Below are 23136 nucleotides of genomic sequence, written 5' to 3'. Positions count from 1 at the left end.
GCCCGTTCTCTACCGCTCTTTAATCCGTTCGTTCATCGGAGTGAGGGCATCGACGAACAATGCGATGCTCGTCTGCAAAAACTGCTCCTGGGACACGGCTGTAATCAAATCCGCGTTATGCAGACGGGAAATGAAGGCACCGTAATTCATCCACATAAAAGCCATAGCCTGCGCCTCGGAATCTATGGCCTTCACCTTCCCCTGCCGTTGCATTTCCTGGAAGTACGCCGTCAGCAGCTGCTGCAGCTGCCGCGGATGATCCTGGGCCCGGTCGCGCAGATCGGACAGCTCCGCGCTGCGCAGCATGACCAGCACCAGCTTCCGGTTCCGATCCATGATGTCATGGTAGGCACGGGTTATCCGCAGCAGATCTTCACGCAAGCTCCATGTCAGCCGGGTGGAAAACAGCTCCTCCATCTCGCCCGCGTAATGAAAACGGTCGATCGCCTGTTCCAGCAGCTGCAGCTTGGTGCCGAATTGGCGGAACAGCGTCATCTCGCTCACTCCCGCCGCTGCGGCAATTTCCTTCGTGGTTACTCCCTGATATCCCTTCTCGGCCATCAGGTCAATCGCGGTCAGCATCAGCCTGTCCCGGTTGGTCGTTGATTCCGTCATTGTGTCAGCATCCTTTGGAGTCGTCATCCGGATAATGTTAGTAATTACTAACATTCCGTTGATTCATTGTAAAACCTCCACGAGTCCGTTGTCAATAACTGGGATATAACGGAAAGCTGATTTCTCCCCTTAAAAACAATCCTATCGCCAATTCGTCACTGCCTTGAGCCGAAGCTTCGCATTTATAAAATCGTGAAAAATACGCATTGACTTTGACACTGTGTCAACCTTTTAAGATGGGTAGGAAAGGAGATGAGAACATCCTATGAAGGAAAATAAACAAGGGAATCCGCTGGGGCAGGATTGGAAGCAAACTGAGGGGCATCTTTTGCCGGTGAGCGTCATCGGACTAGGCATGATGGGGTCGGCGCTGGCCCAAGCCTTTCTGAAGGAGGGCCGCCGGACCACCGTCTGGAACCGCACGCCCGGCAAAGCCGAGACACTCGCGGCGCAAGGCGCGGTGGCCGCTCGCACGGTCGCTGAAGCCATTGCGGCCAGTCCACTGATTGTAATCTGCGTGCTGGATTATGCAGCCGTGCAGGAAATCCTCGAGCAGGCGGGTGATGTGCTGGCCGGACGGACGGTGGTGAACCTCACCAACGGATCGCCGGCACAAGCCCGGCAGACGGCCGCATGGGCAGCCGAACACGGCGCTGAATATTTGGACGGCGGCATCATGGCTGTGCCGCAAATGATCGGAACCTCCGGGGCGTTTGTCCTGTACAGCGGTTCGTCTAGTGCCTTTGAAGCCTGGCAGCCTGCTTTGGAAAAACTGGGGAGCACGAAGTACCTCGGCGGCGATCCCGGACTTGCCCCTCTCTACGACTTGGCGCTGCTGAGCGTTATGTACGGGATGTACGGCGGCCTTTTCCATGCTATAGCCATGGTCCGCTCGGTAGGAGTCCAAGCCGAATCGTTCACGCCGCTTGTGGTTCCCTGGCTTTCGGCCATGTCGGCCTCCATGCCCCAGATTGCGCAGGCGGTGGATGCCAACGATCATCGAACAGATGTATCCAGCCTCTATATCAACCAGACGGGGTTCGTCAATTTCATCGACGCCTCCAGAGAGCTGGGAATCAGTACGGAGCTTATCACGCCGATGCAGGCCCTGATCGACAGGGGAGTAGCGGAAGGTCACGGTACCGACGGCCTCACCAGGATCATCGAGATGATACAGCATCCCCTACCTGACTGACCGCCTGCTGCATCACCTCAATCGGAATGGAATGGATAAATGAAAAAAAGGAGGAATTCCATTGACAGCCAATAACCCGGTTCAGCACAGCCATCCCAGACAAGAAACCCGGGCACCGGTGACGATTCTCGGTCTTGGTCCCATGGGTCATGCACTGGCCGGGGCCTTCCTGAAGGCCGGGCATCCAACCACAGTCTGGAACCGGTCTGCCGGCAAAGCCGATGCGCTCGTCGCACAGGGAGCGAGTCTTGCCGGGACGGCCGCTGAAGCCGCTCTGGCCAGTCCGCTGGTTATCGTGTGCGTCCTTGATTATGACGCCGTCCATGCGATCATCCGCCCGCTGGGCGACGCACTGAAGGGGCGTACCTTGGTGAATCTGACCGCCGACGCACCGTTTCGCGCACGCCAAACCGCCGAATGGGCGGCAGAACACGAGATTCACTACCTTGACGGGGCAATCATGACACCGACGACAACGATTGGCCAAAGCTCGGCTGTGGTTTTGTACAGCGGGCCGGAGTCCGTCTACCAAGCCCATCGTCATACCTTGGCAAGCATCGGAGGCACTTCCTCATACCTCGGGGAGGATCCCAGCCGGGCCGCAGCCTACGATGTGTCGCTCCTGGATATTTACTGGACGTCCATCAGCGGTTATATTCATGCCCTGACCTTGGCGAAAGCGGAAAACATCAGCGCGAAGGAACTTCTTCCTTTTGCTCAAGGAATCAGCATCATTCTCCCGAATATTATGGCTGGACTCGCTGAGCAAGTCGACAACAGGCAATATCCCGGACACGGCTCGAACCTGCTCTCGGCAGCCGCTGGCATGAAGCACATTATTGAAACTGCACTTCCCCATGGGATCGATACCAGCGTACTAACGGCCGCAAACGACATCGCCCTGCGCGCGATCGACGACGGGCATGGTGCGGACGGATTTTCTTTTCTTACCGAAATACTGCAAAAAAAGTAAACGTGAAGATGTCAGCCCTCGGCAAACGTCCGAGCCTGGCCGAATAGCCCGATCCACCTAGTGGATCGGGCTATTCTCGATGATTTTTCCGTTTATCTTATCGATGCTTCTCCAAGTGAGCGGGTCTCTTCCACAGCGCTGCCCTCTTTGTTGACCAAGACCCGCTGCTCTCTCATTTGTTCGATGCGTTGATCCAGCCGCCGCTGAACGGCCATGAGCGATTGAATTTGCCCGGAAATTTCTTCGCGTTTGTCCTCGTAGGCTTCGAGCATTTCATCACAAAATCCGTCGCTGCCAGTATAAGCGTTGATATCGTCATGGCACTTCAAAATTTCAAGAATTTCCTTCGTCGACATCCCGAGCTCCAAATAAATCTGGATCGTTTGAACCCGCTTGATGTCAACCTCGTCGAACTCCCGGTATTCATTGTCCAACCGCTTTGCCGTAAGCAGCTTTTGCTTCTCGTAATACCTGATCGATCGTGGGCTGACGCCGGTTGCTTTGGATAGCTGACCTATTTTCACTGTGGCAGGCTCCTTTCTGTATCGTGTCTTTCCCATTATTTTCCCATTATACCGCATCGTTCTTTGCGTAAACAGCGGCTCAGCCCTGCGCAACGATATATGCATATCCTTTTGTTTAGCTCGTTATCTCAGCCTTATCGGTATTAAACCGGCTATGCATAGGCAAAAAAGTTGGACTCCACTGCTTTTGCATCGCTCCCCAATAACATGTTAATGTTGAGGCATCTGCCCCAAAGATCCCAATAACTGGATCTCAATAAACTGTAGAATCGCAATTCAAACACTTCACTCTGACAACTTTCCATGAAAAAAGAGGTGATGATGATCGCTGCATTCGTGGATAAGGAAACAACGGCCTTGCCGCATGTTCTTTGGATCGGCGGCCCTCCGGATTGTGGTAAAACGATGGTAGCAGACCTGCTTGGCTCAACATACCAGTTACAGGTATACCACTTCGACCGGTATGAAATGGATCATATCCGTCGCGCGGATCCTGAGCGGCATCCCGCATTGTTCGCGTTAGGAACCAAACTCGCGGATTTGGATGAGAAGGCGTTTCTGGAATGGTTATGGCTGTCATGCACACCAGCGGAAATGGCTGCCAGTGGAAAATCGGTTTGGTTGGAGCGGCTTCACATGGTTATTGAAGATTTGCATGCCATGTCCGCGGATCGTCCCATCATCGCAGAGGGGCCAGGCTTTTTTCCGGAAGCGCTCCTCCCTTTATTGCCAGATCCCCAACGAGCCATATGGATGGTGCCGAGCGAACCCTTCAAAAGAGCTTCCCATCATCGGCGTCTCAAGGGGCAGCGGCGTGCCGAAGTTCTGGATGACCCCGAGCTTGCCCAGCGGAACCACATCAAACGTGACCTGCTGTGGGCCGAGCAGTACAGACAGTCTGCAAAGGAACGGGGATTACCCCTCATTGAAGTGGACGGCTCCAAAGGACCGGAAGAGGTCGCTGCCGAAGTCGAGGCTTATTTTAAAATACTTCTCCCACCTCCAAATCAGCAGCTGTGAATGGTTCCGCATGATACACGGGGGTGGCCCGGTAACGGACCCGGTCCCTGTGTATAATTACCTTTTCGGGGAGGGTTCCGCATGATTCGGTTTTGTTATGTATTGTGGACAGGCCTGTCTCTGGCCTTGTGCGCTTTCGGCCTGCTTGCCTTCTGGCCATGGTACGGTCCGGAGCAAGAGTTTCCCTTGTTTCAGGATATCGTCACGGTCATGCTGTTTCTGAACTCTGTTTCGATTTTGTGCTACTCGCTGCTTCTGCAAGCCGTTTCCAGGTTAGTTGCAGCTTATTGGAAGCTGCGGCCTGGAGTACTGCCGGTTGTATGGTATGTTCTGGTGTCCTGCCTATTGCTGTTCTATCTGAATCATAGAAGCATATCGGCCCGGCCGCTGCTGATTCTGCTTCTCTCGGTACCCGGCCTGCTGCACTATTGGATTTCCACCATGCTCCGTATTTTGGCTTCCGTCCCGAAAATCCACAGCGATCCCCGGGACGAGGATCACAAATTCCTTTGACCGTACTCTCCAAACCCTGACATATTGTTGTCAGCGTTGATGGCTATACTGAAGTTATAAGATCGTATAGACCATGAACCTTAAGGAGGCGCTGCCGTCGTGACCGAGCCGATGCCCAAGCCAACCGATACATCCCTTTTTACGAAAAATGTTCCCAAGGTGCTCAGCCGCCGGGCGTTGAACCGGGCACTGCTCGAACGCCAACTCTTGCTGCGCCGGACAGAGATGCCGGTGCTTGACGCGCTGCGGCATCTGGCCGGCATGCAGGCCCAGGCTCCGACCCCGCCGTATTACGGCCTGTTGGCCCGGCTGGCTGGCTTCCGGCACGAGGAGCTGTCCCGGCTGATCGAGACGCGCCAGGCCGTGCGCATCGCGATCATGCGGTCGACGATCCACCTTGTGACGGCCGAGGACGCTCTTGCGCTGCGCCCGGTCATTCAGCCCGCGTTGGACCGCGGCCTGAAGGGAGGCTACGGCAAGGAGCTCGCCGGCCTGGATACCGGCGCGGTCGCCGCAGCCGGGCGGGCCCTCGTGGAGGAGGCCCCGCTGGCCTATGGCGAGCTCGGCGCCCGCCTGCAGGAGCGCTGGCCGGACCGCAGCCCGGCCGCGCTCGCCAACACGGTGCGCACGCTCGTGCCGCTCGTGCAGGTGCCCCCAAGGGGCCTGTGGGACGCCAGCGGCCAGGCCCTGCACACCACCGCGGAAGCGTGGCTGGGCAGCCCGCCCGCGGCAGCTTCCAGCTCCGGACTCGAGGAGCTGGTCCTGCGTTACCTGGCCGCCTTCGGTCCGGCCTCAGTCAAGGACATCCAGGTCTGGTCCGGACTGACCCGGCTGAGCGACGTCATCCGCCGGCTCGAGCCGCGTCTGCGGACCTTCCTGGATGAAAAGGGCGTCCTGCTGTACGACCTGGCGGACGCCCCCCTGCCGGCGGAGGATACACCCGCACCTCCGCGCCTACTCGGCGAATTCGACAACATGCTTCTCTCCTTCGCCGACCGCTCCCGGATTATGGATGAGCGCTACCGCCGCCGTATCTTTACGGTGAACGGCATCATCCGGGCAGCGGTGATCGTCGACGGCTTCGTTTGCGGCATGTGGAGCCTGGAGCGGAACAAGCAGTCTGCCGAGCTCGTGATCAAGCTGTTTGAGCCTATCTCGGACGCCGATCAGGAGGCATTGGCCGATGAGGGCCGCCGCCTGCTGGATTTTGCCGCAGCGGATTGCCCGAACCGGGAAGTCCACTTCAGCCTTTCCGAGCTCTAACACCGAAGCCTAGCTAGTGGCTGCCATGGCGTGTCTTCTTGAACAAAGGGGAGCGCGACAGCCCTTAATGTCCGAATTGATTCACCACGTGGACACCGCCCCGCAGCTTTCCCGTTCGCACCCGAGGACGATTCCGCCCATGCCTCCCATATTCCAGCCCGAATGGCCTGCCCATCCCGGGCTTTTTCGAATGTTAGCAAGAACGGTCAAAACGCACCCTCTCCCATCTGCTATGCTGATATCAAAGGAGGGGCACGCTGGTGTATTCAAATCGGATTCAACACAGCATCCGGTTCATGGAGGAACAGCTTCACGAGCCGTTGACACTTGGGCAGATCGCGACGGAGGCCGGATTCTCGCCGTTCCATTTTCACCGTCTGTTTCGCAGGGAGACCGGGCTGAGCATCGCGGAATATTTGCGAAGCCGCCGGCTGTGTCTCGCCTCGCGGATGCTCCTGTACTCGGAGGAGCCGATCATCGGCATTTCGCTGCAGTGCCATTTTGAGAGCCAGGAGGCGTTTACCCGCGCCTTTAAAAAAATGTACGGCATGCCGCCAGGGCGATACCGGAAGATGTTCAGTCTTCATACTCAGGCCCATGCCGCTCAAGGAGGAGAAAAGAACATGATTGAGATTGAGGAATCGATGGTGAAGGGCTGGGTGCTCAGCGGCAGCCACCCGCATCAGTATGAAATCGGACTGGACCGCCACAACGTCCATCAAGGGAACGCCTCGGGTTATTTGAAAGCCGTCACCCCGGAAGGCCCGAACGTGTTCGCCACGATGATGCAGCAATTTAAAGCCGATCGGTACCTGAAACGCAGAATGCGCTTCTCCGGCTTCGTTCGGACGGAAGGGGTTACCGAGTTCTGCGGACTGTGGATGCGGGTCGATAATCAAGCCGAGGACGTGCTTCGGTTTGACAATATGAACAACCGCCGAATTGTGGGCGACACGCATTGGAACCATTATGCCATCGTGCTTGATGTCCCAGACAATGCTGCGACGATTTCGCTCGGCGTGCTGCTGATGGGACCGGGGCAGGTATGGGTGGACAGCTTCCGGTTTGAAGAGGTTGACGAGAGCGTACCCACCACGAATTTGGAGATCGTCTACGAGCTCCGGGACGAGCCGTCTAACCTGACATTTGAAGAGTGACATCCAATATACAGTAAGGGAGGGCCCTCAGGCCCTCCCTTACATATTTCCGTCCGCTTCGGAGGCGGTATCCTCCTTGGCAGCATTCGCCTTGAAGTCCATATGCTCAAAACCCCAGCTGCACATATCGTGGAGCACGGATCTCAGCGACTCCCCATGTTCCGTCAAGGAGTATTCTACCTTGGGAGGAACCTCCTGATATACCTTCCGGTGGATCAATCCATCCTGCTCAAGCTCACGCAATTGGTTGGTCAGCATGCCCTGTGTAATATGAGGAAGTTGTCTGCGCAGCTCCCCGAACCGTTTCGTCCCCTGGTGCAGCAGTATAAACAAAATGAGCGGCTTCCACTTGCCTCCGATCGCTTGCAGCGTCGTGATGATTCCTCCCGTGTTTCCCGTCCCGTGGTCCTTACTCATCTCGCTGGCTCTCCCCTTTCCCACCGAAGCGGCAGTGCTGTCTTTGCTGCCATTGTACCAGAGTACACGGAATCGTAACAGTACTCTTCTGAATCGTACATAGTATGGTTTTTCGTACTACCCAGCAGTTCGCGGGTCTGGTCCACAGTACGGTTTACAAGACTTAGTCTGTTTAAAATGCGTACTTTTCAAAGCGGCGGTCTTGAACAATACTGGGGGTGCATCATTCATACCGCATACCACCCGAAAGGATGATTTTGGAATGAAAACCATGGTCATTGTATCCCACCCGGATCTGTCCAAGTCCAGAGCGAACCATGCGCTTCTCGAAGCGCTGCCGAAGCATACCGATATCCACGTCCGCGATCTGTATAAGGAATATCCGGATTGGCAAATCGATGCGGACCGGGAGAAGCAGCTGCTGCTTGCTTACGACCGGATTGTTCTCCAGTTCCCTTTTTATTGGTACAGTTCCCCGCCTTTGCTCAAAAAATGGTTTGACGATGTGCTGACGTTTGGCTGGGCGTATGGCCCCGGAGGCGAGCATTTAAAGGGTAAAGAGTTTATCGTCGCCACCACGGCCGGGGGCACGGATAAAGCGTACCAGGCCGGAGGGGACAACTGGTTCACGATCAGCGAGCTGTTAAAACCGGTCCAGCGCACGATCACCCGCTGCAACGGCATCTTCCTCCCCCCGTTTGTGCTGTACGATGCCAACCGGGCTGAACCGGATCAATTGAAACAAGAGGGTATCCGGTACGCAGAGCATATCCAGACGCCTTCGCCTGTGCTGATTCACTAAACCGTCTCCGGATAGCTCAAACGGAAAATAAAACGGGCAAGGCCCCTCGGCCTGCCCGCTGTATTTCTCCCGGAATCAACCCGGGTTCCTCTGCATTTTACGCATGGTCAGCATGTTAGTTCAAGACATCCTTCATAAACCGTTCCAGTTGAGACACATCGGTAATATTCTGGTTGCACTTGGCGCTGTCGATGCACATATAATTTCCGACCCGCCCGAAATGGTCCAGTGCCGAACCTTTGGCTTTCGTCTGCGCGGTCACGAAGGCCACCTCTTCATGCTTGTTACAGAGGCAGCAGACCCCCTTCTTGTTCGTCGGGGTGAACCGGCCCTCAATGCCTGTCATTTTCCCGTCCAGGTTGTAGACGATGAACAGTTTATTCGTTGAAATGTCGGTCCAGCCGATATAGGTCAGGAAGCGGAAATCGAGCTCGGCCAGCGGTGGAAGCTTCAGCTTTTTAATTTTGGGATAGAGCTTCTTCAGCTGCTGTTCCGTTACCTGCGGAAAGGCCGTGACGTATTGCTCCAGCTCGCTCAAATAAGCCTGGAATTCCTCGGCACGGTTTAGCGTCGGAATCCGGTCGAAGAACCTCTTCTGCTCCTCCGTCGCAGCAGGGAACATCTCTATGACCCGGGTCCAAGTCGTGTGCCGGATCGCGGATATGACTTTCTGGTCGGCTGTAGTCTTGATGTTATATTCAAGGCGCCCCAGCAGGCGCTTGATCAAATTATACTCGTGGTTTTCCATAAATGGCGTTAGCATGTGTTTTCCTCCTCATTTCACCAAAAAACGGAGTACCTCAAATAAGGCACTCCGCCGGTATCGAAAAAAATACGATGCGAGAAGTTCCTTGTATTAGGTCAAAAGGGCATACGTATCCCGTGAACGAAATCACGAAATTTTGCACTTTTGCCGGCTACAAGCAAACAACTGCCACTTATGGATTCCCCTTTCGAACTTCTGCACATACATCGACATTATAAATTCTCATGTCCGCCTTGTAAAGATATCTCCGGGCAAAGGATTCTTAACCGCCTGCGGCGGGTTGAAGAGCTAAGCTACCCCGGGCAGGTGTCCGATTGACAACTGCAGGAAGCCTCGCTTATACTGTGTGGCGTAACGTATAAACTTGAATGAGGTGGAAAGGTAATGGAAATTTTGTCTACTGTTCTTAGAAGAGATTTGGCTTGATACGGGAGAAGTCTGCCCTTTTTTAGCCATCTCGAGAACAGTCGATATGATTTCCACATCTTTTCCAGCTTTGGTATGTAAGCGGGTAGGGTGTGTTCACCTTACCCGCTTTCTGTATATTACGGAACTGTAAGATACCTAATCTCCAGGTACAGACCCCTGAGGCCGGAGTATCTTGCAGTATTTACAACCGAATCGTCACGTCATTTCGCTGTCCTCCTGATGGCTTCATTTGTTCGCAATCAATGAAACCTAAGGAGAGAGAACCATGAGCATATTAAATGTCACGAATCTTACGCATATGTACGGAGATCAAGTTACTTTTCGCCATATTGAGTTCCGCCTGCTGCCGGGCGAGCATGCCGGACTGGTGGGCATGAACGGCGCCGGCAAGTCGACACTGTTCCGCCTGCTGACCGGAAGCCTGCTGCCGGAGGAAGGGCGAATCGAGTGGTCGCCGCGCGCCCGGGTCGGCTTCCTGGAGCAGCACATTACGCTGCAGGAAGGGATGACGGTCCTGCGGTATTTGGAGCGGGCCTTTCAGCACTTGTTTGACATGGAACGCGAAATGAATGAAATCGCGGCCCGATTCGGTGAGGCGGGAGACGGGCTTGACGCGATGCTCAGGCTCTACGGCGAGCTGCAGGATGGGCTGGAGCAGGCAGGGTTCTATGCCATTTCCGCCAAAATTGAGGACGTAGCCCGTGGGCTGGGTCTTGCCGAGATCGGCCTGGACACCGACGTTAGCCGCTTAAGCGGCGGCCAGAAGACGAAGCTGCTGCTTGCCAAGCTGCTGCTGGAGGAGCCCGATGTGCTGCTGCTCGACGAACCGACCAACTACCTGGACGCCGTGCATATCGAGTGGCTGACCGGCTACTTGAAAAAGTACCCGCACGCCTTTATCGTTGTGTCGCATGACGAGCATTTCCTGAACGAAATCACGAACGTGATTTTTCATCTGGCCCATCAGACCTTGAATCGCTATACAGGCAGCTATACTGCTTTTCAGAAGCAGTATGCGCTCGCCCAGAAGCAGCAGCAGGCCGCCTATGAGCGGCAGACCCGGGAGATCGAACGGCTGGAATCCTTTATTAATATCAACCGGGTCCGCAAGGCGAAGCAGGCCAAGAGCCGCGAGAAAATGCTGAGCCGGATCGAGCGGGTCGAGAAGCCGGGTGACGGCCCGGCGCCCCGCTTTGAGTTCCGGGCGGAAGGAAACCTCAGCGGCTCGGTGCTGATCGAGGCCAGACGGCTTCAGGCGGGATACGCGGTGCCGCTGTTTCGGCCACTTGACCTCACCGTCAAGGGCGGCGACAAAATCGCCATCATCGGGGAGAACGGCGCCGGCAAGTCCACGCTGCTAAAGACCCTGCTCGGCGGCATCAACGCACTGGGCGGCGCCGTAACCGTTCAGAACACGGTCCGGACCGCCTATTACCAGCAGGAAGACACGCCGTCTTCGGACACGCCGCTGCAGTATGTCTGGTCCTTGCGTCCGGATTTGACGGAGAAGGAGATCCGCCGCACGCTGGCCATGGCCGGCCTGAGCGCCGATCATATCCGCAAGCCCATGCGGACGCTGAGCGGAGGAGAGCAGGCCAAGGCCCGGCTCGCCGAGCTGATGCTCACCCGGAGCAATCTGCTCGTTCTGGATGAACCGACGAACCATTTAGACGTCCGCGCGAAGGAGTCTCTGCAGAAGGCACTGGCCGCCTACCCCGGCACCGTGCTGCTGGTGTCCCACGAACCCGCCTTCTACGAAGACTGGGTCACGGACATCTGGCGGGTGCAGGATTGGAAGTAAGACCAAGAGGCAAGGCGCTCAAAGCTCAATCACAGATGCAGTATGGTTTCGCAACGATTGATCTTCAAGGAAGAAGCTGCCGCACCGGAACAACCCGGTCGGCAGCTTCTTTTGTGTAACAGGTAAAGCGGCTATTTTTTCAAATGGTACGGCACCGTAGTGACGATGATATTTTTCCGGTAAAGCAAAAAGGCACGGATCAGCAGACTCGACTGGTTGTGCAAAATGTTGTGCCAGCTCTTCTTGGGAATAAACTGCGGGATAAGCACCGTCACCCGGTAGTGCGACTCTGAAGCTTTGTACTCCACGGTATCCACGAATTTCGTCAGCGGCTGGATAATGCTGCGGTAAGGAGACAACAGCGTCACCAGCCGAATGTCGGGCTGCCACTGCTTCCACTTCTCCTCCATCTTCCGCTCCGATTCCCGGTCATAGGCTACATAAACAGCGATAATCTGGTCGGGCGACAGCAACTTGGCGTAATTGAGCGAGTTCTCCACGACATGGGTGATCCCGGCGACGGGTACGATCATCACATTGCCTTCGACGGGAACGGCCGGCTCGCAGGTCGTAATCCGCAGCTGGTCGCCGACGGCCTCGTAGTGCCTTTTGACCGCATGAAATATATAAACGATCAGCGGCAGGAAAATCAGCACAGGCCACACCTGGCCAAACTTGGTAATAAAGAAAATCATCATGACCGTGAAGCTGATCAGCGCCCCCACAAAGTTGATGATCAGCTTGCCCAGCCAGCCTTTCGGCTTTTCACGCATCCATTTGACCAGCATCCCCGTCTGGGCCAGCGTAAACGGAATGAATACTCCCACCGCATATAGCGGGATTAAATGCTCCGTGCGTCCTTTGAAGGCGATGATCAGAATGATCGATGCCGTGGCCAGAAACATAATGCCGTTGGAATACCCGAGACGGTCTCCGCGAACGGTAAACATCCGGGCGATGTATTTATCCTTGGCCAGGTTGACGGCGAGCAGCGGAAAGGCGGAATAGCCGGTATTAGCCGCAAGAACGAGAATAAGGGCGGTTGTCGCCTGGATAAAATAATACAGGAAGCTCCTCCCAAAGGTGGTGGAGGCGATTTGGGATACGACCGTTTCTTTAGCATTCGGTACGATCCCGTAATAGTAAGCGAGAAAGACGATGCCGGCGAACAGGATCGCCAGCAGCGTGCCCATCGCCATCAAGGTTTTGGAGGCATTGTTCGGCGCCGGGTCGCGAAAGTTCGGAATGGCATTGGAGATGGCCTCCACCCCGGTGAGCGCCGAGCTCCCTGAAGCAAAAGCCCGCAGCAGCAGAAACAGGGAGATTCCTGCTACCGGCGTGCCTATTGGCGCGTGCAGGGTTGGGGGCACCTGTCCGGTTGCGATTTTGTACAACCCTACCCCGATCAGAATGAACAGCGCGAGCACGAACAGGTAAACCGGATACGCCAAAATTGAAGCAGATTCGGTAATCCCGCGCAGGTTCAGAATGGTAATCAGAACGACCAGCGCACAGGCGATGACCACATTATACGGGTGAAGGCCGGGAAACGCCGACGTAATGGCATCCGTCCCGGACGACACGCTGACCGCCACCGTCAAAATATAATCGACCAGCAGCGAGCCGCCGGCAATCAGTCCCGGATTGATTCCCAGGTTCTTCTTGGAAACGACATACGCTCCACCGCCGTGGGGATACGCAAAGATGATCTGTCTGTACGATAAAATGAGGGCCAGCAGCAAAATCAGAATGCCGATACCGATCGGGATCGTGTACCAGAAGGCTACTGCACTGACCGTTACCAGCACGAGCAAAATTTGCTCGGGACCGTAGGCAACGGAGGACAGCGCATCGGAGGAAAGGATGGCCAGCGCCTTGGTTTTATTCAGTTTTTGTTCACCCAATTGGCCGGACTTCAGCGGGCGGCCGATCAGAAATCTTTTGACGGCTGACAACATGAATAACACCTCGATCTCTGTCGATAGTATGGTTTCCTTAGGGTATCCCTAACCCAGCCAAACGACTCCGGGTATATCTAGGAATCCCCTCCCCAAACATTTAAACCGCCGCAGGGCATGAAACAACAAAAAAGCCTTCCTTTCGGAAGGCCTTGTGTGAATGGATAGAGACGGCAGGAATTATCGAAGCCCGGCTATACCAAAAAGATCGCCACGGCCGTGGTCACCGCCAGCCCGATCAGCACGGGCTTCAGGTTCCGTCTCGCCAGCTCGAACGGGCTGACGCCGCAAATGGCTGCGGCGGGAATCAGCGCCCAGGGGATCAGCGTGCCGCCGCCGACCCAGATCGCCGCCACCTGGCCGAGGGCCGTCAGCGTGGCTGCATTGGCATGCGTGGCGGTCGCGAACAGCTGGGCGATCGAGCCGGCGAGCGAAATGCCGGAGAAACCGGAGCCGTCGAGTCCGGTGATGGCCCCGGTGATCGTCAGCGTGACGGCGCCTACCGCTCCGTTCAGCGGCACTACATGCGCCAGCGCGGCGCCCAGATCGTTGACGATGCCGTTCGAGGATTCCGGCAGCACCTTGCCGAAGAGGTCGGTAAACGCCGCATCGCCGAGGTAGAAAAAGGCGGCGATCGGAATGACCGGACCGAATACTTTAAAACCGAAGGTGAAGCCGTCGATCAGGTAAGAGGTCACCTTTTCGAGCCCTTGGTTCCGGTGGGCAAGCAGCGTCACCGCGATCAGGATCAGAACGGCCGTGCCGCCTACGAGCGCCGTGGCGTCTCCGCCCTGCAGCTTCAGCACAAACATGGCGGCTACGTCGATCAGGAACAACACCGGGATGATGACGGCCAGCCATACCCTAACGCGTGGGGGAAGCGGCGCTGCCGATTCTTCCGCTCCTCCGCCTTTGCCTGTAAGGGCACCCGCTCCGCCGGACCCGGTGACGAGACCGTCCCGCCACGTGCCGTTCTTCATGTCCCTGCGCATCATCCAGTAGGCCGTCACGGTTGTCACGAGGCCCATCACGATGACGAGCGGAACGCTCGCCTCCATGACCTGCGATACGTGAAGTCCCGCCGCATCGGCGGTCAGCTTGGGCGCGCCCTGAATGATATAGTCCCCGGAGAGCGCGATGCCATGCCCGAACAGGTTCATCGCGATGGCTGCGCCCAGGGCGGGCAGCCCAACGCGGGCCGCGACCGGAAGCAGCACCGCCCCGATCAGCGCGACCGCCGGCGAAGGCCAGAAAAACAAGGACGTGACCAGCATGATCAGTCCGATTCCCCAGAAGGCGACTGCCGGCGTCCGGATGAACCGCGTCAACGGTGCAACCATCGTCTCGTTAATGCCGGTGCGGATCAACACCCGGCTCATCGCCACGATAATTGAAATGATCATGATGGTGCCCATCAGCTCTTTGGTCGCATAAATAAAAGAATTAAAGACGCCCGACACCGAGCCGCTCAGCGTTTCGGTCGCCAGCCATCCGAGCACGAAGATGCCTGCCACACAGATCATCGTCGTGTCCCGCCGCTTGATCAGCAGCGCCATAATGAACACAATAAACGCCAAGTACACATAGTGTAAGGCCGTTAAATGAATGACCATACCGGTCACACCCTTCCCCTGCTGCAATTGTGCTATATGCTATGCGGGGGCCTGGGCATGTGTTCATGTCTATGGCTCAGGACAAACGGTAAGTGGCGAACGGCTCACCATTTCGGAACGGCTCGCTGATGCGGTCCAGTTGTTGGATCGTCTCCTCGCTCAGGGTCATTTCTACGCTGCGCAGGTTGTCTTCCAGCTGGCTCGTGCGCGTCGCCCCGACGATGACGGTCGAAACCGCCGGACGTCCCATCAGCCAGGCCAGTGACAAGCCGCTTGGCGCTAATTCCAGATCGGCAGCCAGCCGTCCAACCTCTTGGCCAAGCCGGATGTTGCGGTCAATGACAAACCGGCTGAAGTTCGGATCGGTATCGGCCCGGGATTGCTCCGGCGCCCGGTTCTCCAGCGAATATTTTCCGGTGAGGATGCCTCCGGCCAGCGGAAAATAAGGGATGATGCCAACGCCTTGATCCAGGCACATCGGGACCAGCTCCCGCTCCGGCGTCCGGTCTGCAAGCGAGTAGCTGACCTGGGTGGACACGAACCGGTTCAGACCTTTGGCTTCGCTGATGCCGATCGCCTTCATCAGCTCCCAGGCGGCATAATTGGACGCGCCGATGTAGCGGACTTTGCCGGAGCGGACCATATCGTCCAGCGTCCGGAGCGTTTCTTCCAGCGGGGTATGCGGGTCAAACGTATGAATCTGGTACAGGTCGACGTAATCCGTACGCAGCCGTTTCAAACTGTTCTCCAGCTCCTGCATCAGATGGTACCGGGAAGAACCGCGGCCGTTAGGGCCCTGCCCCATGACCAGGCCGGCTTTGGTCGCAAGCACCGCCTCCTGCCGTCTGCCTTCCAGCGCCAGACCGATGATGCGCTCCGACTCGGTTCCGGCATAAATATTGGCGGTGTCGATAAAGTTCACCCCGCGATCCAGCGCGTGGTGGATGATCCGGATGGAGGTATCCTGATCCGCCCGCTTTCCGAAGGCGTTCGTGCCTAGTCCCAGGACGGATACTTCCAGTCCGGTATGGCCGAGGTAACGGTATTTCATCAGTTCATTTCCCCTTTACGATAAAGTGAGTATTCAGCGGCACGTCTTGAGTCTTGAGACATTGTGCAGCCCAGGTTCATATTCTTTGCTCCCGGGACCTAGCTTTCCGCCGATGTTTCCGCCTTCGGCTTCCCGCCCCCGTTCACGAGCCAGATCCCCAACAGCACTAGCACAATGCCGACCGCCACAACGGGGTTCAGGCTTTCCTTCAGGAACAGGCATCCGCAGACGACCCCGACGACAGGCACCAACAGCAGCGAAATCGAGGCTTTGCTGGCCTCCACCTTGGACAAAATGTACGACCACATCACAAACGCCAGCGCCGAGCCAACGACGCCCGAGAACACGACGTACACGGCCGGCATGACGCCCCAGTGGCTCGTCCCGTGCTCGAAGATCACTGAGTATAGCAGCAGTCCCGCTGCGCCAGCCACCATCTGCCAGGTCGTAAACTGGAGCATGTCGCTGCCCGCAAGCTTGCGTTTGATGAGAAGGTTGGACAACGCCCAGGACAGACCTGAGGACACTGCGAGCAGCAGCGCTCCGGTGCTGCCTCCCCAGTGGGCATCCATGGCGATGAAGAGTCCGATGATGCCAATGATAATGCCGGCGAGTTTGCGCAAACGCAGCTTTTCTCCCGGAAGCCAAAAATGGGCCATCAGCGTCAGCCAGAGCGGCATGCTGTACGTGAGGACCGACGTCAGACCGGCGCTTAGATCCTCCAGCGAAATCTGGATCGCCAGGTTAAAATACATCGTCTGCAAAATGCCGCAAACGATATACCACTTCAAATCCTTCCAGCGGGGCAGCGTCACCTTGCGGAAATAACAAACCGCCAGAAGTACGAGTGCCCCGAGCGCAAAGCGGTAGCCGGCAAAAAGCACCGGCGGAAACACGCCGTTGGCCAGCTTCATAAAAACCCAATTGAAGCCCCATATTAAACAGAGAAGACCGATCAAACCATTCATGTTCACACCCCGGATGTCTGAGATTGACCCCCCCGCCCGCAGGGTGCAGCCCGGTGAACCCTGCCTGCGGCGGTTCCAGCTATCTTTCATGTTAGTCCAATTCCGGACCCATGGGAAGAAAGAAAAATCGCACCTCCATGCGGTTGGCACGGCGGTACGATTGGATTCCTTGCAGATTTTGGCCTGGCACTGACACGGCTATCCGCTTCTGCAAGGCTAGTATTTGATGATGTTGGCGATCACGATCAGAATCGCCCCAATAGCGATCCACATGCACATCAGCGGCCAGAAAAATTTCACCCACTTCTGATACGCGATGCCGGATACGGCCAGGCTTCCCATCAGCGCCGAGGACGTCGGCAGAATCATGTTCGTGATTCCGTCCCCAAGCTGGAAGGCGAGCACCGTCGTTTGGCGGGTAACGCCCAGAATATCCGACAGCGGCACCATGATCGGCATCGTCGTCACCGCCATCCCGGTTCCGGACGTAATAAAGACGTTCATTACGTTCTGGAACACGTACATGCCGAGCACTTGAACGGATCCCGGCAGCTCGCCGACCACAACGGCCAACCCGTTCACGATCGAATCGATGACGTTGCCTTGGTCCAGCACGACCATAATTCCCCGGGCAAAACCGATGATCAGTGCGCCGTACGTAATCGACTTGGCGCCTTTAACGAATTCCGAGGCGATCCGGCTCGGTCCGTACCCGGCGCAAAAGCCGGACACGATGCCCATGGTGAGAAACAGCGCGGCGAGCTCCTCCATCCACCAGTCCTTTTTCGATACGCCCCAGATCAAGGAAGCGAACCCGATCACGACGGTGGCGATGGTCAAGTAATGCTTGAGCTGCATGGGAGGCAGCTTGGAGAAGTCGAGCTCCTGCTTGTCCGCATCCTTCTCCAAATCTTGGACAAGGCTGCGCTCCGGATTTTTTCTCACTTTACCGGCGTACCGGACAATATACAGACTGGTAACCGTAATCAGACACACGAGCAGGATGATCCGCAGCCAAGCGCCCGAAAACATCGGCACCTGGGCGATGGCCTGCGCCAAGCCCACATTGAACGGGTTCAGAATCCCTGCGGTGAACCCGCATGAAGCGCCGAGGGAGATCATGGCGGTGCCCGTCAGGGCGTCAAACCCGAGCGCCCGGGCGATGGCGATGCCGATCGGCACGAAAACCATGACCTCGGTCGACATCCCCATCGTGAAGCCGGCGACCGAGAAGAGGGTAATAAAGATCGGGATGACCCAGCGGCCCTTATTCGAAAACCTTTTGGCGACCCGGCCGGTAATGGCTTCGATCGTCCCCGTGGAGGAAATAATTTCGAAGGTGCCGCCGATAATCAGGATAAAGAAAACGACGTCCGCCGAATCAATCAGCCCGTGTACAATCGCCTTCGGTATGCTGACGATGCTGACCGGACTGGCCTCCACCTGGTGGTAGGAACCGGGAACGACCAGGGATTTGCCTGTCGCCTTGTCCTCGGCCCGGTCGAACTCCCCGGCCGGAATGACGTAGGTGAGCGCCGTGGCCACCAGCACCAGGAAAATCAAAATGACATACGTATGAGGCATTTTAAACCATTTGCGGGATGCAGTATTAGCGGTGTTCATCGGTTACCCCTCGTTTCTCTGCGCTTTCCATTGTTCAAATTCGCTGCGGACCTCGCGCAGCGCTTCCTTGTCGATACACAAATCGTAAGCCGTCAGCGCGAGCGCCTTGGCCGCACGGTTCAGTTCGATCATGCCTTCCTCCGAACCGGCCAGCGCGGCGAATTCCGGCGTATGCGTCGTAGCGTCACCAAGCCGGATATACGGGTGGATTGCGGCGGTCATCTGGCTGACGTTGCCGATATCCGACGAACCGACCCCTCCTTTCTCCGGCGGATCGTTCACTTCAATGCCGAGGTCCTCCAGATTGCGGGCAAACAACCCGGCTAGTGCCTTGTTATTGTTGCGCTCCGCATAAATCAATCCCTCGGCGATATCCACGGTTGCGCCAACGCCTTCGGCTGCGCATCGGACGGCGCGGTATACTTTTTCCCTAACTATCTCCAGCTCCTGAACGGTCGATGCCCTGAGGATGAACACCGCCTCGGTCAGTTCCGGCACGACGTTGGGCGCGTCCCCGCCTTTTGTAATGATGCCGTGTATCCGCACGTCCTCTTTCATAAACTGTCGCAGCGAGTTAATCGCTACATAAGCGTTGACCAGCGCATCCAGTGCGCTGATGCCCTTTTCCGGCGAGGAGGAGGCATGAGCCTGCTTCCCGTGGAAGGTAAAGGTCGCATCCACGCAGGCGAGCGCTCCGCGCAGCACCATCGTTTTGTTCTGCGGATGAACCATCATGGCCGCGTCAACGTCATCAAAGACGCCGTCCTGGCACATGATGATCTTGCCGCCGCCCTCCTCTTCGGCCGGGGTGCCCAGCACCACGATTCTGCCCGGGAGATCCGGGCATGTATCCTTCAGCGCCAGAGCCGCTCCGACGGCAGCCGTTCCGATCAGATTGTGCCCGCAGGCGTGGCCGATGCCCGGCAGCGCGTCATATTCGGCGAGCAGAGCGATCGTCGGTCCGCCCGGTGCTCCTTCCCAGGTTGCGCGAAAGGAGGTCTCCAGCCCGGAGATGCCCTTTTCCACGGTAAATCCCGCTTCGATCAGCGGCTCGGTCAGCCACTGCTGCGCCTGATGCTCATGGAAGCTCAGCTCCGGGTTGGCATGGATTTTCAGCGAAATCTCCCGCAGCATGGCGTCACGCGCGTCAACCGCGTGAATCAGCTGCTGTTTTGGTTCTGTTCCTTGCTGTGCACTCATTGCTATCCCACCCTGTCGATATAAATGTTTTATGAAGCCGTCATTCATTCCGGCATTGGTTCGTTTCGTATATTTATGCATTAATATGTATTAAATAATAAGGGCAGCCGCAGGAGGATGTACAATCAAGATTTTTTCGCGCTGGACCTAAAGAATTTTTATGTAGGCGCTTCGTTTCATTCAGATTGGATAAAAAGAAGCCCCGCCCGATACCCAGGCAGGACTTCGTTAAGACGGATGTTCGGTTTTCATAAAATCGACGAACCGGTCCACGATGGCCAGCTCGAGCGATGGCTCCCGGTACAGCATCCAGGTGTTGCGCCGGATCGGCTCCCCGTTCTTCAGCTTAAGCTCCAGCGTGTACAAGCCGTCCTCCGGCGAGACAAACACGCCCGGCACGATGGAATAGCCCAGCCCGTGCTTGACCATTTCCTTGCATGTCTCATACGCATCCACCTGCATGGCGATGGTGGGCGGCGTGTCGTAATGCTCGTGCCACCAGGCCCGGATTGTCTGCCCAAAATGGGAGGACACCTGGCGGGCGGCCTTGGCCTTCGGCTCGCTGTAGTGAATATGCGACAGCTCCGGCAGGATGGCCAGATCGATCGGCTCCTTGGAGATCAGGCAAATCGGCTCATCATGCAGCAGGAAACGGGATTCCACCCAGGGATAATCGCCGCGGACGATGCCCACATGAATCTCCTGCTCCATCAGCGAGTCGAGAATCTCCGGGCTGAGCGCACAGGTGACGCTGAACTGCACCTCGGGATACAGGTCCCTGAACTTCTTGAGCAGCGGCGGGAGCTTGTAGAGGCCGTAATAACTGGCGACCCCGAGCCGGAGCGTTCCCTTCACCCGGCTGCGCATATTCAGGAGATAATCTTTCATATGGTTGAGCTCGTCCTGCGTCTTCTTCGCGTACACAGCCAACGCTTCGCCTTCCGGCGTTAAGTATGTGCCCTTGGGGTGTTTAACGATCAGAGGCACGCCGAACTCCCGCTCGAGCAGCTGAATCCGGTAGGTCAGCGCCGGCTGCGTCATGTACAGGCGTTCCGCCGCTTTGGTCAAGCTCTGCTCTTCGACGAGATGCTGCAGGATGGCAGCGTCCTTTTCGTTCATGTGAGTGGCCTCCTTTCCACGGATCCGTTGTTATTTTGTTTATCATACCACACCGACTGCGGCGGACCGGCCCCATGTCACCTTGGAATAAATGGATGTCGGACCGATCTATGTGTAATCTAAAGAGTATAGGGTGATGGTTGGGTCTACTGGTGTTCGACCGGGTGAAGAGTGAAGTTGTTTATTACATTAACAAGGGAGATGGTATGACTTGCGAAAGAGACTGGCGCTTATCATTCTGCTCATCGTAGTTGTTTTAATCATTGGATACTTTGTTGACCGTTAAACTGTCTTGTCCCAGTTCTTGCGAAGGTAATAACAAAAGGATAACAGGAAAGCCCTAATCTCCTTGTTGAAGGGATTAGGGCTTCTTTCTGCTCAGTGTACTGATTACCTGCTTTACCTTCCTTGGAACATTGCCTTCTCCGTGTTAAACCTTCCCCGATGAACTGAAATGACAACGCTGTTCCATCCACGGCGAATGTTAGGCTGACGCCTCGATTACCGGCTTCTGTTCGGACTTTCGGCCCGTTCTCCACGCCTTGTTCGCCACCAGCGTCACCAGCATGGCCAGAATCAGTGCCACGAGCATAGCCGCGGCAAAGCCGACCACGTTGTTCGACAGAAACGGCCCCATAAAGGACGGAACATACGCCGTTCCGCGCACATTAAACAGTCCCACCAGTCCCCCGCCGACGCCGGCCGCCCCTATGGCGCCCGCAAAGACGACCTTGTTCGAGAACATAAACGGGTACGCCGCCTCAACAAAGGTGCCGAAGCCCATGTTGATCAGAAAGCCCGGCGCGGCCACTGCCGCCTCTCCCCGGTCCCGCGGAGCGATGATGTTGGCCAGGGTGATTCCTGCGGAGACCATCACGAGTCCGACCATGTCAATGGCCCCCAGGAAGCTGTTGCCGGTCTTCTCCATTTCCAGCAGAACGATCGGAAGAATCGCCGCATGATACACGCCGCCGATAATCGCCGGCCAGATCAGAAGGCCTGCAACCACGCCAGCGATGATCGGATTAAACGAAATCGCCTGATTGATGATGTATTTAATGAACTCGCCGAGCTGCAGGGCGAACGGGGCGATCAAATAATACATGATCAATCCGGATATGAGGCCCGCCAATCCCCCGGCCACGATATTGACCGTCGTCATCGGAAACTTCCACTGCACGCATTTGACAAATAAATACTGCACCAGCAGGCCGGCGCCAATCCCGCCGATAATGCCCCCGATAATGCCACCGTTCACCGACAGCACCCCGGCGATGACGCCCGCGACAATCGACACCTCGTCCATGTCGGAAATCTGCTTGGCCGCCACGACCGCCAGCACGACCGGCAGCGCCTTGAGCATCAGGTCGAATACCTCGCTGAGTCCCTTCAGCGCCGGGATCTGACTGATCGCCAGCACGATCGCCATGGCGATGAAGCCCGGCAGCGAGGACTGCATGATGCCCTTCAAATTGATCCTCCGCAGCGGGTTCCCCGCAGGTGCGGCGGACTTGTCCCCGGCGCTTCCAAGCACCGGGATGTATTTGATCCCCCAGTATTTGCAGAGGGACGTCATAAACGAAACAGCCCGCGTCCGGTTCGTTGTTCCGGTCGTGCCCGACGTGGCGATAACGTTCGCCCCCTTGGAGCTGATCATCGCCATCGATGTTCCACCGGTCCCCACGACGGGAATGCCCGCCTCAGCCGCGGCCTGCACCGCCTGCCGGTTGGACCCTTGCGGATCGGCGCTCATCACGATCAGCCCGTCGATGCCGCCGGACCGGATCCGGTCTGCCAGCTCCGCATCCGCTTCTGCTGCCGCCTCATTCGTATCCTTCAGCGTCCCTTCGTACCGCTTCGCCAGACGCTGCTCATCCTCATCCCATCCGTACAGCACGGCGGCGGTGTGGTCCTTGGCGACGTCCATCGATTCGGATGCGGCAATGAACTGCACGAGGCCGATGTCCACGCCTGCGCTCTGACACTGCGCCTTGATCTCCCCGATCAGTTTCTCGGGATCCTTGCCGCCGAGGTTAAACAGGTTGCCTCCGCTGCTGCCTGCAATCGCTATTCGCTTCATCTCGTTCTCCTTGTTGTGTGGCTTTCGCTCTTTATCTGATTACCGTATT

At 56.7% G+C, this 23136-nt stretch carries 20 protein-coding genes; 8 read left to right on the top strand and 12 right to left on the bottom strand.

Annotated elements, in window-relative coordinates; genetic code table 11:
* Window positions 1–9: 9 nt before the first annotated feature.
* Window positions 10–615: a TetR/AcrR family transcriptional regulator gene (locus C7820_RS24905; protein WP_116233326.1), complete on the bottom strand. Its 606-nt coding sequence runs from the start codon at window positions 613–615 to the stop codon at window positions 10–12.
* 265 nt (window positions 616–880) lie between these two features.
* On the opposite strand from C7820_RS24905, the gene C7820_RS24900 reads away from it, so the two are divergent.
* Entirely contained in the window at window positions 881–1810 is a 930-nt protein-coding gene (locus C7820_RS24900; protein WP_116233325.1) for an NAD(P)-dependent oxidoreductase, read from the top strand.
* A 61-nt stretch (window positions 1811–1871) separates the two neighbouring features.
* Window positions 1872–2783: an NAD(P)-dependent oxidoreductase gene (locus C7820_RS24895; RefSeq protein ID WP_258875387.1), complete on the top strand. Its 912-nt coding sequence runs from the start codon at window positions 1872–1874 to the stop codon at window positions 2781–2783.
* A 92-nt stretch (window positions 2784–2875) separates the two neighbouring features.
* Here the strand turns inward: C7820_RS24895 and C7820_RS24890 are convergent, their stop codons facing one another.
* Complete coding sequence (locus C7820_RS24890) at window positions 2876–3307, bottom strand: MerR family transcriptional regulator (protein WP_116233324.1); 432 nt, start codon at window positions 3305–3307, stop codon at window positions 2876–2878.
* Window positions 3308–3625: 318 nt separating this feature from the next.
* Between C7820_RS24890 and C7820_RS24885 the strand changes: the two genes are divergently transcribed.
* The 4 genes from C7820_RS24885 to C7820_RS24870 all read left to right on the top strand — a co-directional run bounded on the left by C7820_RS24885 (window position 3626) and on the right by C7820_RS24870 (window position 7260).
* A complete protein-coding gene (locus tag C7820_RS24885; RefSeq protein WP_181909188.1) occupies window positions 3626–4327 on the top strand; it encodes a hypothetical protein in 702 nt (233 codons plus the stop codon).
* Window positions 4328–4408: 81 nt separating this feature from the next.
* Window positions 4409–4840: a hypothetical protein gene (locus tag C7820_RS24880; protein WP_116233322.1), complete on the top strand. Its 432-nt coding sequence runs from the start codon at window positions 4409–4411 to the stop codon at window positions 4838–4840.
* 99 nt (window positions 4841–4939) lie between these two features.
* Window positions 4940–6103: a winged helix DNA-binding domain-containing protein gene (locus C7820_RS24875; protein WP_258875386.1), complete on the top strand. Its 1164-nt coding sequence runs from the start codon at window positions 4940–4942 to the stop codon at window positions 6101–6103.
* A 257-nt stretch (window positions 6104–6360) separates the two neighbouring features.
* Entirely contained in the window at window positions 6361–7260 is a 900-nt protein-coding gene (locus C7820_RS24870) for a helix-turn-helix domain-containing protein (RefSeq protein WP_397334224.1), read from the top strand.
* A gap of 39 nt (window positions 7261–7299) precedes the next feature.
* On the opposite strand, the gene C7820_RS24865 is transcribed toward C7820_RS24870, so the two are convergent.
* The gene (locus C7820_RS24865) at window positions 7300–7677 is read right to left on the bottom strand and encodes a winged helix-turn-helix transcriptional regulator (RefSeq protein ID WP_116233321.1); all 378 of its coding nucleotides are present in this window, start codon (window positions 7675–7677) and stop codon (window positions 7300–7302) included.
* Window positions 7678–7939: 262 nt separating this feature from the next.
* Here C7820_RS24865 and C7820_RS24860 point away from each other — a divergent pair, with 262 nt between their 5' ends.
* On the top strand, window positions 7940–8479 hold the full coding sequence (locus C7820_RS24860; RefSeq protein WP_116233320.1) for an NAD(P)H-dependent oxidoreductase: 540 nt from the start codon (window positions 7940–7942) through the stop codon (window positions 8477–8479).
* Window positions 8480–8594: 115 nt separating this feature from the next.
* Here the strand turns inward: C7820_RS24860 and C7820_RS24855 are convergent, their stop codons facing one another.
* On the bottom strand, window positions 8595–9242 hold the full coding sequence (locus tag C7820_RS24855; RefSeq protein WP_116233319.1) for a FusB/FusC family EF-G-binding protein: 648 nt from the start codon (window positions 9240–9242) through the stop codon (window positions 8595–8597).
* 697 nt (window positions 9243–9939) lie between these two features.
* Between C7820_RS24855 and C7820_RS24850 the strand changes: the two genes are divergently transcribed.
* The gene (locus C7820_RS24850) at window positions 9940–11475 is read left to right on the top strand and encodes an ABC-F family ATP-binding cassette domain-containing protein (RefSeq protein WP_116233318.1); all 1536 of its coding nucleotides are present in this window, start codon (window positions 9940–9942) and stop codon (window positions 11473–11475) included.
* A gap of 131 nt (window positions 11476–11606) precedes the next feature.
* Here the strand turns inward: C7820_RS24850 and C7820_RS24845 are convergent, their stop codons facing one another.
* From C7820_RS24845 to C7820_RS24810, 8 genes are all read right to left on the bottom strand, one after another.
* Window positions 11607–13433, bottom strand: coding sequence for an APC family permease (locus tag C7820_RS24845; RefSeq protein ID WP_116233317.1), 1827 nt, complete (start codon window positions 13431–13433; stop codon window positions 11607–11609).
* Window positions 13434–13627: 194 nt separating this feature from the next.
* A complete protein-coding gene (locus C7820_RS24840; RefSeq protein WP_116233316.1) occupies window positions 13628–15046 on the bottom strand; it encodes a hypothetical protein in 1419 nt (472 codons plus the stop codon).
* A gap of 76 nt (window positions 15047–15122) precedes the next feature.
* Window positions 15123–16097, bottom strand: a complete 975-nt coding sequence (locus C7820_RS24835; protein ID WP_116233315.1) for an aldo/keto reductase — start codon at window positions 16095–16097, stop codon at window positions 15123–15125.
* Between the two features lie 98 nt (window positions 16098–16195).
* A complete protein-coding gene (locus tag C7820_RS24830; RefSeq protein WP_116233314.1) occupies window positions 16196–17065 on the bottom strand; it encodes a DMT family transporter in 870 nt (289 codons plus the stop codon).
* Between the two features lie 216 nt (window positions 17066–17281).
* The gene (locus C7820_RS24825) at window positions 17282–18688 is read right to left on the bottom strand and encodes a YfcC family protein (RefSeq protein WP_116233313.1); all 1407 of its coding nucleotides are present in this window, start codon (window positions 18686–18688) and stop codon (window positions 17282–17284) included.
* Between the two features lie 3 nt (window positions 18689–18691).
* Window positions 18692–19888 (bottom strand): M20 family metallopeptidase, encoded by a 1197-nt coding sequence (locus C7820_RS24820; protein WP_116233312.1) that lies wholly within the window; start codon window positions 19886–19888, stop codon window positions 18692–18694.
* 228 nt (window positions 19889–20116) lie between these two features.
* Window positions 20117–21007 carry a LysR family transcriptional regulator gene (locus tag C7820_RS24815; RefSeq protein ID WP_116233311.1) on the bottom strand — a complete coding sequence of 297 codons (891 nt, stop codon included), beginning with the start codon at window positions 21005–21007 and terminating at the stop codon, window positions 20117–20119.
* 484 nt (window positions 21008–21491) lie between these two features.
* On the bottom strand, window positions 21492–23087 hold the full coding sequence (locus C7820_RS24810; RefSeq protein ID WP_116233310.1) for a PTS sugar transporter: 1596 nt from the start codon (window positions 23085–23087) through the stop codon (window positions 21492–21494).
* Window positions 23088–23136 lie beyond the last annotated feature (49 nt).

This window comes from Paenibacillus sp. VMFN-D1 (assembly GCF_003386155.1).
Lineage (GTDB): Bacteria > Bacillota > Bacilli > Paenibacillales > Paenibacillaceae > Paenibacillus_AQ > Paenibacillus_AQ favisporus.
Note: the sequence above shows the minus strand (reverse complement) of the source record. Positions and strands in the feature narration are given on the sequence as shown.

What these genes read in the sequence shown, in the direction of transcription:
- C7820_RS24905 (WP_116233326.1), bottom strand. Translation starts at nt 615, where the DNA reads ATGACGGAATCAACGACCAACCGGGACAGGCTGATGCTGACCGCGATT.
- C7820_RS24900 (WP_116233325.1), top strand. Translation starts at nt 881, where the DNA reads ATGAAGGAAAATAAACAAGGGAATCCGCTGGGGCAGGATTGGAAGCAA.
- C7820_RS24885 (WP_181909188.1), top strand. Translation starts at nt 3,626, where the DNA reads ATGATGATCGCTGCATTCGTGGATAAGGAAACAACGGCCTTGCCGCAT.
- C7820_RS24880 (WP_116233322.1), top strand. Translation starts at nt 4,409, where the DNA reads ATGATTCGGTTTTGTTATGTATTGTGGACAGGCCTGTCTCTGGCCTTG.
- C7820_RS24865 (WP_116233321.1), bottom strand. Translation starts at nt 7,677, where the DNA reads ATGAGTAAGGACCACGGGACGGGAAACACGGGAGGAATCATCACGACG.
- C7820_RS24860 (WP_116233320.1), top strand. Translation starts at nt 7,940, where the DNA reads ATGAAAACCATGGTCATTGTATCCCACCCGGATCTGTCCAAGTCCAGA.
- C7820_RS24855 (WP_116233319.1), bottom strand. Translation starts at nt 9,242, where the DNA reads ATGCTAACGCCATTTATGGAAAACCACGAGTATAATTTGATCAAGCGC.
- C7820_RS24850 (WP_116233318.1), top strand. Translation starts at nt 9,940, where the DNA reads ATGAGCATATTAAATGTCACGAATCTTACGCATATGTACGGAGATCAA.
- C7820_RS24845 (WP_116233317.1), bottom strand. Translation starts at nt 13,433, where the DNA reads ATGTTGTCAGCCGTCAAAAGATTTCTGATCGGCCGCCCGCTGAAGTCC.
- C7820_RS24840 (WP_116233316.1), bottom strand. Translation starts at nt 15,046, where the DNA reads ATGGTCATTCATTTAACGGCCTTACACTATGTGTACTTGGCGTTTATT.
- C7820_RS24835 (WP_116233315.1), bottom strand. Translation starts at nt 16,097, where the DNA reads ATGAAATACCGTTACCTCGGCCATACCGGACTGGAAGTATCCGTCCTG.
- C7820_RS24830 (WP_116233314.1), bottom strand. Translation starts at nt 17,065, where the DNA reads ATGAATGGTTTGATCGGTCTTCTCTGTTTAATATGGGGCTTCAATTGG.
- C7820_RS24825 (WP_116233313.1), bottom strand. Translation starts at nt 18,688, where the DNA reads ATGAACACCGCTAATACTGCATCCCGCAAATGGTTTAAAATGCCTCAT.
- C7820_RS24820 (WP_116233312.1), bottom strand. Translation starts at nt 19,888, where the DNA reads ATGAGTGCACAGCAAGGAACAGAACCAAAACAGCAGCTGATTCACGCG.
- C7820_RS24815 (WP_116233311.1), bottom strand. Translation starts at nt 21,007, where the DNA reads ATGAACGAAAAGGACGCTGCCATCCTGCAGCATCTCGTCGAAGAGCAG.
- C7820_RS24810 (WP_116233310.1), bottom strand. Translation starts at nt 23,087, where the DNA reads ATGAAGCGAATAGCGATTGCAGGCAGCAGCGGAGGCAACCTGTTTAAC.